The sequence below is a fragment of the Streptomyces sp. NPDC054757 genome, assembly GCF_053612185.1.
In genome coordinates, this window is the sequence record NZ_JBSHBW010000010.1 from 60697 (window position 1) to 73008 (window position 12312).

The 12312-nt window shown below is 71.7% G+C and carries 9 protein-coding genes and 1 pseudogene; 6 read left to right on the plus strand and 4 right to left on the minus strand.

What is annotated here, in order from left to right; genetic code table 11:
* Positions 1-53 precede the first annotated feature (53 nt).
* Together ACWGKJ_RS14855 and ACWGKJ_RS14860 are read right to left on the minus strand one after the other, a co-directional pair.
* On the minus strand, positions 54-1796 hold the full coding sequence (locus tag ACWGKJ_RS14855; protein WP_385016968.1) for a pyruvate dehydrogenase: 1743 nt from the start codon (positions 1794-1796) through the stop codon (positions 54-56).
* A gap of 41 nt (positions 1797-1837) precedes the next feature.
* Positions 1838-2206 (minus strand): winged helix-turn-helix transcriptional regulator, encoded by a 369-nt coding sequence (locus ACWGKJ_RS14860; protein WP_385016965.1) that lies wholly within the window; start codon positions 2204-2206, stop codon positions 1838-1840.
* A 97-nt stretch (positions 2207-2303) separates the two neighbouring features.
* Here ACWGKJ_RS14860 and ACWGKJ_RS14865 point away from each other — a divergent pair, with 97 nt between their 5' ends.
* Positions 2304-3128: a polysaccharide deacetylase family protein gene (locus ACWGKJ_RS14865; protein WP_385016962.1), complete on the plus strand. Its 825-nt coding sequence runs from the start codon at positions 2304-2306 to the stop codon at positions 3126-3128.
* Positions 3125-4054 carry an NmrA family NAD(P)-binding protein gene (locus tag ACWGKJ_RS14870; RefSeq protein ID WP_385016959.1) on the plus strand — a complete coding sequence of 310 codons (930 nt, stop codon included), beginning with the start codon at positions 3125-3127 and terminating at the stop codon, positions 4052-4054. Before ACWGKJ_RS14865 ends, ACWGKJ_RS14870 begins: the two co-directional genes overlap by 4 nt.
* A 65-nt stretch (positions 4055-4119) precedes the next feature.
* Here ACWGKJ_RS14870 and ACWGKJ_RS14875 read toward each other — a convergent pair whose 3' ends face one another.
* Positions 4120-5784 (minus strand): protein phosphatase 2C domain-containing protein, encoded by a 1665-nt coding sequence (locus ACWGKJ_RS14875; RefSeq protein WP_385016956.1) that lies wholly within the window; start codon positions 5782-5784, stop codon positions 4120-4122.
* Between the two features lie 265 nt (positions 5785-6049).
* Between ACWGKJ_RS14875 and ACWGKJ_RS14880 the strand changes: the two are divergent.
* The 4 genes and pseudogenes from ACWGKJ_RS14880 to ACWGKJ_RS14895 form a co-directional block, all read left to right on the plus strand.
* A pseudogene (locus ACWGKJ_RS14880) lies at positions 6050-7033 on the plus strand (helix-turn-helix domain-containing protein); the annotation flags it as partial.
* Between the two features lie 357 nt (positions 7034-7390).
* Entirely contained in the window at positions 7391-7873 is a 483-nt protein-coding gene (locus tag ACWGKJ_RS14885) for a DUF456 domain-containing protein (protein WP_385016953.1), read from the plus strand.
* Between the two features lie 134 nt (positions 7874-8007).
* The gene (locus tag ACWGKJ_RS14890) at positions 8008-10380 is read left to right on the plus strand and encodes a glycosyl hydrolase family 95 catalytic domain-containing protein (RefSeq protein WP_385016950.1); all 2373 of its coding nucleotides are present in this window, start codon (positions 8008-8010) and stop codon (positions 10378-10380) included.
* Positions 10381-10483: 103 nt separating this feature from the next.
* Entirely contained in the window at positions 10484-10849 is a 366-nt protein-coding gene (locus ACWGKJ_RS14895; protein WP_385016948.1) for a PPOX class F420-dependent oxidoreductase, read from the plus strand.
* A 46-nt stretch (positions 10850-10895) separates the two neighbouring features.
* Here ACWGKJ_RS14895 and ACWGKJ_RS14900 read toward each other — a convergent pair whose 3' ends face one another.
* Entirely contained in the window at positions 10896-12227 is a 1332-nt protein-coding gene (locus ACWGKJ_RS14900; protein WP_385017087.1) for a DNA-3-methyladenine glycosylase 2 family protein, read from the minus strand.
* Positions 12228-12312 lie beyond the last annotated feature (85 nt).

Sequence of the window (12312 nt, forward strand, 5' to 3'; positions counted from 1 at the left end):
GGAGCCCCCGGCCGGCGAACGGTTGGGGGGCTCTGCCGTGCTGTCAGCTCCGCCTACGGCCTCGGCACGTTCCGCAGGTTGGAGCGCGCCATCTGCACCATCCGGCCCACCCCGCCGTCCAGCACGATCTTGGAGGCCGAGAGCGCGAAGCCGCTGACCATGTCGGCGCTGATCCGCGGCGGGATGGAGAGTGCGTTCGGGTCGGTGACCACGTCGACCAGGGCGGGGCCCTTGTGCTTGAAGGCGTCCGCGAGCGCCCCGGCCAGCTGTTTCGGCTTCTCGACCCGGACGCCGTAGGCTCCGGCGGCGCGCGCGATGGCCGCGAAGTCGGAGTGGTGGTGGGTGGTGCCGTACGAGGGGAGACCGCCCACCATCATCTCCAGCTCGACCATGCCGAGTGCGGAGTTGTTGAAGACGACGACCTTCACCGGCAGGTCGTACTGCACGAGGGTCAGGAAGTCGCCCATCAGCATCGAGAAGCCGCCGTCGCCCGACATCGCGACGACCTGCCGGTTCCGGTCGGTGAACTGGGCGCCGATGGCCTGCGGCAGGGCGTTCGCCATCGAGCCGTGGCTGAACGAACCGATCACCCGGCGGCGGCCGTTGGGGGTGAGATAGCGGGCCGCCCAGACATTGTTCATCCCGGTGTCCACCGTGAACACGGCATCGCCGTCGGCCACGTCGTCCAGCACCGACGCGACGTACTCGGGGTGGATCGGCGTGTGCTTCTCGACCTTGCGCGTGTACGCCTTGACGACTCCTTCGAGGGCGTCGGCGTGCTTCTTCAGCATCTTGTCGAGGAACTTGCGGCTGGTCTTCGCCTTCACCCGCGGTGTCAGGGCCAGCAGCGTCTCGCGCACATCGCCCCAGACGGCGAGGTCCAGTTTGGTGCGGCGGCCGAGGTGCTCGGGGCGGATGTCGACCTGGGCGATCTTCACATCATCGGGCAGGAAGGCGTTGTACGGGAAGTCGGTGCCGAGCAGGAGCAGCAGATCGCACTCGTGGGTGGCCTCGTAGGCGGCTCCGTAGCCGAGGAGCCCGCTCATGCCGACGTCGTACGGGTTGTCGTACTGGATCCACTCCTTGCCCCGCAGCGCGTGGCCCACCGGGGACTTGACCCGCTCGGCGAACTCCATCACCTCGGCGTGCGCGCCCGCCGTACCGCTGCCGCAGAAGAGCGTCACACGGTCGGCCTCGTCGATCAGCCGCGCCAGCTTCTCGATTTCCGCCTCGCCGGGGCGCACCGTGGGGCGCGAGGTGACCAGTGCGGACTCGCCGGTCCGGTCCGGGGCCGTGGCGCCCGCGATGTCACCGGGGAGGGTGACCACGCTGACGCCGCTCTGGCCGATCGCGTGCTGGATGGCCGTCTGGAGCAGCCGGGGCATCTGCTGCGGGCTGGAGATCATCTCGCTGTAGTGACTGCACTCCTGGAACAGCCGGTCGGGGTGGGTCTCCTGGAAGTACCCGAGGCCGATCTCGCCGGAGGGGATGTGGGAGGCGAGGGCGAGGACCGGTGCCATGGAGCGGTGGGCGTCGAACAGACCGTTGATCAGATGCAGATTCCCCGGCCCGCAGGAACCGGCGCAGGCCGCGAGCTTCCCGGTGACCTGTGCCTCGGCGCCCGCCGCGAAGGCGGCGGTCTCCTCGTGCCTGACCTGGACCCAGTCGAGGGCCGGGTTGCGCCGGATGGCGTCAACGACGGGGTTCAGGCTGTCGCCGACGACCCCGTACAGACGCTCCACGCCCGCGCGGACGAGGATGTCGACGAACTGCTCCGCAACGTTCTGTTTGGCCATGCCTCCATCAACCCATGGGCGCCGCGGTCGCGCCTGCGCTGTTAGGCCTTTTCATGAGCCCGGGACTCCCGCGCCTCCTGGAATTCCAGCACGGACACACCGTGCGCGTAGGCCCACTCGGTCAGCACGGCGATCGGCTCGACCAGCGTCCGGCCCAGGCCGGTCAGCGTGTACTCGGCCTTCCCGCCCCCGGCGTGGCGGTCGACCAGGCCGTACCCCTGCAACCGCCGCAGCGTCTGGGTCAGCACCTTCCGCGAGATCCCGCCGATCCGGTCGACCAGTTCGCCGTGCCTGCACGGTTCCCGGCTCAACGCGAACAGCACGACCACGGCCCACTTGTCGGCGATGATCTCGATCGCCAGCCGGGCCGGGCAGTCGGCGAGAAGGATGCTGCCGGGGTACTCACGCACGCTCCGACGATAGCCCGCTGCCAGGAACCCGGAGGTACCTGGCGCCTCACTAGCGTTGCCGTCACGAGCTACCGAAGCCACCGACAAGGAGAAACGGATGACGGCAGAGATCGGCTGGCCGGGTGGGCGTAAGGTCGCCGCGCTGGTCACCGTCGCGCTTGAGCTGTGGTCGCCCGGCCACTGGCCCGTCTATGCGCCGATGGCGGCGGCGTGGCCGCTGCCCGGTGTCGACGACCCCCATAGCACGTCCTGGGTGGAGTACGGCGTCACCACCGGCATCCGGCGCCTCCTCGATGTTCTCGGTGACCTGCCCGCCACCGTCGGCGTCAACGGCCTCGTCGCCGAGCGGAATCCCGGCACCGTGGCGGCCGTGCACAACGCGGGACACGAGATCGCCGCGCACTCCTGGGCTCAGGACGTCGTGCCCGCGCTGCTGGACGTCGAAGCCGAGCGGGAGAACATCCGTCGCTGCACCGAGCTCATCGGACAGGTCACCGGCGTCCGTCCGACGGGGTGGATCAGCCCGCGCGCCACCGGTTCGCAGCACACCCCCGCCCTGCTCACCCAGGCCGGCTACCGCTGGACCGGCGACCACGGCGACCATGACCTCCCCCAGCTCCTGGCCACCGCCCATGGCCCCCTGGTCTCCCTCATGCACAGCGACCACTCCGACGTACGAAGCGTCGCGGCAGGCCCGCATGCCTACCGCGACCTGCACCTGGAGCTGCTGGACCAACTGCTCGCCGCCCCCGGCCCAGGCCTCTTCCACCTCACCGTCCATGCCCACGTCGGTGGCCGGCCGCCCCTCGCGGGCATGGTCGCCCAGATCCTCGACCGCGTCCGCGCGTCCGGAGACATCTGGACCGCCACTCACGCGCAGGTGGCCGAGCACGTCCTCACACACCAGGGCAGGGAGTCATGACCCACATTCTCGTCGTCGGGGGCACCGGGGCGATGGGCCGGCATGTGATCCCCCACCTGCTCGCCACCACCGACGCCACCATCACCGTACCCACCCGCGACCCGGAGTCCGCCCATGCCGCCGAACTCGCCGCCACCGCACCGGACCGGGTGAGACTGGTCCGCTCCGACCCGGCCGCTGTCGGCGCTCTGGCCGAGAGGGCCGACCGCGTGTTCGCCAACACCGACTTCTTCGCGACGGGCAGCGCTGTGGGTGAGTACCGGCACGGCCTGGGCCTGCTGGCCGCCGCCCGGACGGCGGGCGTTGAGCGTTTCATCTGGTCCTCGTTGGACAGCGCGGTGTCCCTGACCGGCCACCCTGTCCCGCACTTCGACAGCAAGGCCGCCGTGACCGCCCACATCGACCTGATGCGGTCGGAGGAGATGCTGCGTCAGGAGACCGACGGCTGGTACACGAACCATGTGTCGGTACTGACCACGGCGCCGTACTTCGAGAACCTGCGATACCGCCTCACCCCCCGGCCGGACGGCCGGGGAGGCCTGACCTTCGCGCTCCCCCTCGGCGCCGCCCGCTACCCGCTCATCGCCCTGGACGACATCGCATGGTTCACCTGCCACATGTTCGACAACTGGCAGTCCTGGGGCGCCCGCGACCTCGCGGTGATCGGCGACAGCCTCACCGGCGACGAGATCGCAGCCACCTTCGCGCGGGTCACGGGTGTCCCCAGCACCTACACCCCGATGCCGTACGACGATCTGCGCGCTGCCGTGCCCGACTTCGGCCACGACTACGTAGCGATGTTCCAGTTCTTCGGCGCCCGGGACCTCTACACCCGCGACCGTGATGTTCCCCTCCTGCGCCGTCTGCACCCCGGTTTGATGACCTTCGAGGACTGGCTGCGCCGCACCGGATGGACGGGTTGCTGACCGCCGGGCCTTGTCCGTCCTGGCTCTCGGCGGTCCCATGCGCCCCAGGACGCGTACGGCCGTGATCAACCCCCAATCTCCCAGACCGCTGCGGCGGTGCGGTCGTCGGCGTAGCCCTTGACTCGGACCTGGGTATCGGCCAGGAACTCGGCGAGACCCGGCGGTTCGGCCGGCGACCAGCGCGTGGCCAGCTCGTCGGAGAGTGCGGGCTCTCCCCGCAGCGGCTCGGCGAGACCCGCGCTGCACAGCAACAGCGTGTCTCCCGGCCTGGCTACCGACGCACGGAAACGGAAGGGCTTGGCGGGCGGCGGCTGCGGGGCGGCGCCCGGCGCGGGGAGCGGCGCCGCCGTCCCGAGGCCGGTGGCGAGCCGGTCGCCGGACGGCCCGTAAGGCATCGAGCCGTAGCCGACCACGGCCTCCCCCGCGGTCTCGGTCGGGCCGGACACGGGGGGCTCCATGTCCTGCCAGGCGCCGTCGCGGAGGCGGAAGAGACCGCCGTCCCCGATCCCGAAGAAGACCCGGGTGCGGCATTCCGGGTCTCCGGAGAGCAGCAGGCAGCGCAGGGACGCCGTGTACGCGTGGGGTTCGACGCCCAGTTCGGCGGCGCGGGCCCGGAGTCTGCCGAAGCCGCGATCGGTGAGCCGGTGCAGCCCGGACTTGAGGTCGCCCCTGCGGCCCGCCCTGATGTCCTCGGAGAGCCGCGGTCTGCTGCGTCCGACAGCGCCGCCGATCCAGCGGCAGGCGTCGGCCGCGGCGAGGTGCGCGAGGTCCGACGCCCGGACGCCGCTGGCCACCGCGACCAGCAGAAGCGCGCTCTCGCCGCTGCCGAAACGTGCGGTGAGCAGGGCGTCCTTGCGGGGCTCGCCCCGGTACCGCGCGGAGTCCCCGCGGACGGAGGTGGCGCGCACGGTGTAGGAGGCGTAGCGGGCGCCGTCGAGCACGGTGTCGGCGACGAGCTCGTCGAGGGCGTCGGGATGCGCGTCCGGCAGGGCGGTCGGCTCGGCGTCGTAAGTGGGCGGCCCGTCACCCACATGGGTGCGGGCGGGACGCGGGACGTTGGTGAGGGGGGCGGCCGGCTCCTGCGCGGTGGCCGGACTCTTTCGATCCGAGGCCGGAGGCTCCGGCGGCCGGACGGGAGGCTCGTAGACCGGATGGGGCGGTTCGGTGGCCGGAGGCCCGTACACCGGAGTGCGCGGCTCCACGGCCGGAGGCTCGTACGCGGGGCGGGGCGCGTCGCTGTTCCGCCCCCGCTGGAAGGGGAACGTACGGGAGGGCAGTGCACCCTCCACGGGCGGCTCCCATGGCGCCCGTTCCCTCGGTTCGGCCGTCGGCCACGGGGCGGGATCCGGTGCCGGGCCCCGAGCGGACGCCCGAGTCGACGCGGGCCGGGGAGTCGCACCCGGCGTGGAGGTGACAGCCGGCTCGGGCTCGGGCGCAAGCACCGGGCCCGGTGGCGGCGCCACTGCCGGTGGCGGTGGCGGTGGCGGAGGCGGTGGCGGCGGCGGCGGCGGCGGTTCTGGTGGCAACTCCGTTTCCGCGCCCGGTGGTTCCCGCCGCCCGGCGCCCGGAGCGCCGCCCGTCACGGCGACGCCGACCGTCCCCGCCGCGGAGTCGAAGCGGTCGTCCAGAGTGTCGCCCTTGTCGGCGGCCGTCCGGTCCTCTGCGGCCTCGTCGTACAGCCGGCTCCACCAGTCGTCGGCGGTGGCGGGCTGCTCCCCCTGCTGACTCATGCCCCTATTGTCCATCGATGGGGTGGTCCCGGTACAGGGTGCGCGGAATTGCCCGTTGGGCCGCACCGCCCCCCACGGGGGTGCGGCCCAACGGAGTTGCGGAGGACCCGCTGCACACCGCCCGATCCGGTCAACGGGGGCTGGCCGTGGGCCGGGTTCTCTTACATCAGTTCGATCACCCTGGCAGAAGACGGAGTTGAACGGCGATGATGTGCCGCGGCGGAAACCCGCCGTGACTCAAAACCGCCACCGGATCGGGGTTCCCTTGCTCGGCGTCATAGGTCTGGACGACCTCCAGGAGTCGGCGTACCGCTCACTCGTCGCGCTGGGGGCGGCCGATGTCCCCGACCTCGCCCATCGGCTCCAGCTCTCCGAGGCCGATACGGAACGCGCCCTGCGCCGTCTCGAACGGCACGGTCTGGCCGCCCAGTCGTCGGGCAGGACGGGACGGTGGGTGGCCGCGCCGCCGGGGGTCGCGCTGGGTGCGCTGCTCACCCAGCACCGCCACGAGCTGGAACAGGCCGAGCTGGCAGCCGCGTTGCTGGTCGAGGAGTTCAGGGCGGAGGCCAGGGAGCCCGCGGTGCTCGACCTGGTGGAGGTGGTCACCGGGGCGAACGCGGTGTCCCAGCGCTTCCTGCAGTTGCAGCTGGGCGCGGCCGACGAGGTCTGCGCGCTGGTGACCGGCGGCAATCCGATCGCGGTGTCCGGCGTTGACAACGATGCCGAGGAGCGGGCGGCGACCCGTGGAGTCTCCTACCGGGTGGTGCTGGAGCGGGTCGTACTTGAGGAGCCGGGCGGGATAGCCGCGCTGGCCGAGGCGCTGGGCCGCAAGGAGCAGGTACGGGTCGTCGACCGGGTACCGACCAAGCTGGTCATCTCGGACCGGAGTCTGGCGATGGTGCCGCTGACCGGCCGTGGCGCACAGCCTTCCGCGCTGGTCGTCCACGAGAGCGGCCTCCTTGAATCACTGCGGGGCCTGTTCGATGCGGTATGGCGGGAGGCGCTGCCGCTGCGGCTGGGCGCCGGTGGAGAGGTCACCGAGGTCGGTGAGCCGGCCCCCGACGCCACGGATCTGCAGATCCTCTCGCTGCTGCTCGCCGGGATGACGGACGCGAGCGTCGCCAAGCAGCTGGAGCTGGGGCTGCGCACGGTACAGCGGCGGGTGAAGGGGCTGATGGAGCTGACCGGGGTCACCACTCGGCTGCAGCTCGGCTGGCACGCGTACGAGAAGGGGTGGGTCGCCAGGACCCCGCACCGGAACACACAGGAGCGCGGAAAGCAGGAGCGCGGAACGCAGGACCGGAACACACAGGAACGCGGCAAGGCGCAGGAGCCCGGCACCCAGGACGGGAACAGAGAGGGCAGGAACAGAGAGGACAGGAACGCGCCCGGCCGGAACACGACGCCGGGCGGCACCGCCGACGGGAGCAGCTGACCGGCACCGAGAGCGGCTGCCCGGCGCCAAGGAGCGGCTGCCCGGCGCCAAGGCGGCCACGCCCGGCGCACCAGCCGGGGCGACCGCGCCGGTTGCGCGAGCCGGGGCGACCGGTGGACCAGGGGCCGACGCCGTGCTGCGGGAGACGGGCACTTCCTGCACGCTGGGCAGATGAGTCTGTGGCAGCTCGTCGCGGTGGGCCTGGTGATGCTGCTCGGTCTCGTGGGGGTGCTGGTTCCCGGTGTGCCGGGTCCCGCGATCGTGTGGGCCGCCGTCGCATGGTGGGCGCTGACCGACACCACCGGCCTGGCCTGGGGCATCCTGGCGGGCGCGACGGCTCTGCTGCTGCTGAACCAGGCCCTGCGTCCCCTGCTGCCGACCCGCCGCCCCCGCGAGTCGGGTGCACCGCGCCGAACGGTCTATACCGGTGGGGCCGCCGGCATCGTGGGCTTCTTCATCGTGCCCGTACTCGGCGGAGTCGCCGGTTTCATCGGAGGGATCTACACGGCGGAGCGAGTGCGGCTCGGCAGTCACCGGGCGGGCTGGGCATCCACCCGTACGGTCATGCGGGCCATCGGTACGGCGGTTCTCGTCGAGCTCATGGCCTGCCTGAGCGTCATCGGGGCCTGGCTCGGCGCCCTCATCCAGGGCTGACCGCGCCGCGCCCAGCAACCCAGGCCAATACATGGGATCTCTCCCGACTCATTGACGCACCCCAGCGCCGTGTCTACCTTTCTCCACGGGATAGCTCGGATGAATTCTTGGGTGACGAGCCGCCGGGAGGCGTCATGGCCGCTGTACCTGAACCACCGAACGCAGCTGAACCACCAAAACGGCGCACCGTTCTCGCCACCGGCACAGCCATCGGCGGCGCCCTGCTCACCGGGGGCCTGGCCGCGGTTCCCGCGCAGGCCGCTCCCGACGGCGCCACAGCGGTGTCGCCACGGCCCGCGCCGATAGCCGTGCAGTCGTCGGACGACAGCTGGAAGGCGATTCTCGACGACGCCGACCTCGTCTGGCAGAAGATGCCGCAGACCTGGTACGAGGGCCCGTACCTCGGCAACGGCTATCTCGGTTCGGGCATCTACGCCGAGCCCGGCCGGAACGCGGTCCGCTTCAACGTCCAGCACTCCGAGGTCACCGACCACCGCCCCGAGTTCGGTTCGCTCTTCGGCCTCGCCCGGCTGCCCATCGGTTACTTCACACTGGAACCGGTCGGCACCATCACCGCACTCGACTGGCGGCTGGGGCTGCGCGACGCGGAGCTGACCGGCACGCTCACCACCGACCGCGGCACCCTCACCCTGCGCGCCCTGGTGCACAACTCCCTCTCCGTGCTCGCCGTCGAGATCACTCCGAGCGAGGGCGAGAAGGAGTTCCGCTGGGTCTTCCACCCGGCCGATTCGATCAGTCCGCGCGCCGCGTCGAAGCCGCTCCCCGACGGCTACACGGCGAACCCGCCCGCCGTGACCGAGCAGCACAGCGGGGTGACGGCCGCCGTGCAGCCGCTTCTCGCGGGCGGCCAGCATGTGACCGCGTGGCAGGAGCGCACCCACGGCTCCCGGCGCACGCTGTACGCCACCGTCGCGCACTCCCACCCGAAGAACACCGCCCGCGACCGGGCCGTCCGGCTGATCCGCAACGTGGCACCGGTTCCCCTCGGCGTACACGCGCTCGCCCACCGCGACTGGTGGCACCGCTACTACCGCAAGAGCTTCCTCTCGGTGCCGGACGCCCGCATCCAGCGCTTCTACTGGATCCAGCTCTACAAGGCAGCATCCGCCGCCCGCGCGGATGCCCCCGTGATGGCCACATCGGGACCCTGGCTGGAGCCGACCCCCTGGCCCAACACCTGGTGGAATCTCAACGTCCAGCTGGAGTACTGGCTGATCCACGGCTCGAACCACCTGGAACTCGACGCGGTGACAAGGGCGTTGGGAGAATTCCGGGAGAACCTGTCGAACCAGCTGGCGGCGCCGTACCGCAAGGACTCGGCGGGCATCCCGCGCACCACCGACCCCCAGCTGGTCAACGGCGCGGCCGTCGCCAACGGCGGTTACGGCGTGGGCATCCCCGGCGAGGACCCGCCGACGCCCGAGGTCGGCAACCTCACCTGGGCGCTGCACAACGTCTGGCTGAGCTACCGCCACACCATGGACGAGCGGATCCTGCGCGACACGCTCTTCCCGCTGCTGCGCAAGGCCGTCAACTACTACCTGCACTTCCTGACTCCGGGCAAGGACGGCAGGCTGCATCTGCCGGCCACCTTCTCCCCCGAGTACGGGGTCGACGCCCCGGACACCAACTACGACCTGATGCTGCTGCGCTGGGGCTGCCGCACCCTGGTCGAATCGGCCGCCACCCTCCGTATCAAGGACCCGCTGAAGGAGCGCTGGCAGGAGGTGCTGGCCAAGCTGGTGCCCTACCCGGTCGACGAGAACGGCTTCATGATCGGCGCGGGTGTCCCCTTCGCCATGTCCCACCGCCACTACTCGCATCTCCTCGCGGTCTACCCGCTGTACGAGCTGACCGGCCGCACCCCGGACGAGCGTGCGCTGATCGAGAAGTCGCTGGCGCACTGGGTCGGCTTCGAAGGGGCGCTCCAGGGCTATACGTTCACCGGGGCCGCCTCGATGTCCGCGCTGCTCGGCAAGGGCGAGGACGCGCTGAAGTACCTCGGTGAGCTGATGGCCCGCTTCATCCAGGCCAACACCATGTACAAGGAGTCCGGCCCGGTCATCGAGACGCCGCTGTCCGCGGCGCAGTCGCTGCACGACATGCTCTGCCAGTCCTGGGGCGGTGTGATCAGGGTCTTCCCCGCGGTCCCGGCGGCCTGGCGCGATCTCGTACTCCACGACTTCCGTACCCAGGGGGCCTTCCTGCTCAGTGCGGTACGGGAGAAGGGGGTGACCCGCTGGGTCAGGGTGACCAGTGAGGCGGGCGCCCCGTGTGCCGTGCGCCATGGGATCACGGGGCCCGTCGACGTACGCGACGGTCACGGGCGCGGGCTGCGGTACGAGGAAGCGGGTGACGGCACGGTCACCATCGCGCTGCGCAGGGGTGAGTCCGCGCTCATCACCGCCACCGGCGACCGCCCGGATCTGACGGTACGACCGGTCGCCCCCAACGAACCGGCCGCCCGCTGGGGACTGCCCGGGTGAGACGGCGGCCGGGCCCGGTCCGCCCTGCCGCCGATCCGGTGGCAGCGCGGCCGGGGCCGTGCCGATCGTGCGGGGACGGGACCGCGCACGGGATGCTGGGGGCATGAGCGAATTCACCGACGCAGAACGCGCGTACCTCGCCACCCAGCGCCTGGGACGGCTGGCCACGGTCGACCCCAGGGGCCAGCCGCAGGCCAACCCGGTCGGCTTCTTCCCCCAGCAGGACGGCACGATCCTGATCGGCGGTTATGCCCTCGGCACGACCAAGAAGTGGCGGAACCTGCAGGCCAATCCGAAGGTCGCCCTCGTCGTGGACGATGTGGTGAGCGTGCAGCCGTGGACGGTGCGCGGGGTGGACATCAGAGGTGAGGCGGAGCTGCTGACCGGGCCGCACGACCTGGGCCCGCACTTCAGCGACGAGCTGATCCGTATCCACCCGGCGAAGATCCACAGCTGGGGCCTCGACTGATCCCGGCGCGGCAGGCGCTCCCCCGGTGGACGGCGGACCCGGGCGCTCACGCCTGATCGAGCCAGATGTGCCGCAGGGCGTACGAACGCCAGGGCCGCCAGAGCTCCGCGCCGGGCTCACCGGCGGGCGCCACATCGGGGTCCCCCAGCGCCCGCATCCGGATCAGCCCGGCCGCCCGCGGGGTCATGCCGGGCAGCTCCAGAAGGGCCTGCTCGGCCTCGTCGCGGTCGGCTCCCGGGTCCAGCCGTACGCCGGACACGGCCCCCAGTGACGGCTCGTCGGCCAGCAGTTCGGCCGGCGCGGGGAAGAGGTGGGTGAGCCCGCCGCTGGGCCGGTCGAGCGCTGTGCCGTAGCGCTCGACCAGCCACTGCGACTTCTCCCGCCCGGCCAGCGCCCGTACCGCGAACTCCTCGGGCTCCGCGGTACCGGGCGAGCGCAGCCCGGGGCGGCGGGCGACCAGCGGGGCGAGCCGCGGGTCGGCGGAGAGGCGTTCGTCGATGGCGTACGGGTCCGCGTCCAGGTCGAAGAGGCGGCGCAGCCGCTGCACGGCGGTGGTCAGGTCGCGCAGGTCGGTCAGGTGGATACGGGCGTCGAGCCAGCGCCCCGCCGCCTTCTCGCCGACGGCGGCGACACCGGTGCCGTACGGCAGCCGCAGGGTGCGCCGGTAGGTGCGGGAGCCCGGCTTGCCGAGCACCTCCTCGATCCGTGGGATCGCCTCCCGCGCCAGCAGGTCGAAGACCTCCCGTGCCGCGTAGGGGCCGCGGTGGGCGAGGCGCAGCGGGATACCGGCGTCGGTTCCGGCGGTGGCCCCGGACACGGATGCGGCGGCCTCGGCCCGCAGCTCGCTCGGGGTGCGGGCGTAGATCTGCCGGATGGTGTCGTTGAACTGGCGCACGCTCGCGAAACCGGAGGCGAAGGCGATCTCCGTGATGGGCAGCCCGGTGGTCTGGAGCAGGACCCGCGCGGTGTGCGAGCGCTGGGCGCGGGCCAGCGCCACCGGGCCCGCGCCGACCTCGGCGGTCAGCTGGCGCTGGACCTGCCGGGTGCTGTAACCGAGCCGTACCGCGAGCCCCGGCACACCCTCGCGGTCGACCACCCCGTCGCTGATCATGCGCATGGCACGGCCGACGACATCGGCGCGGACGTTCCAGGCGGCCGATCCGGGTACGGCGTCGGGCCGGCAGCGGCGGCAGGCGCGGAACCCGCCGCCCTGGGCCGCCGCCGCTGTCGGGTAGAAACAGACGTTCCGGCGTTTCGGGGTCACCGCGGGACAGCTGGGCCGGCAGTAGATCCCGGTGGTGCGTACGGCGAAGAAGAACTCGCCGTCGAACCGCATGTCGCGGCTGCTCACCGCCTCGTACCTGGTCTCTTCATCCATCACGCGGACCAGTGTGCCTCCGCCTCCGGCCCCGGGCTGGCGGAAAACGGACACCACGCCCGGGGCCGGTAGACAATCGGTTCAG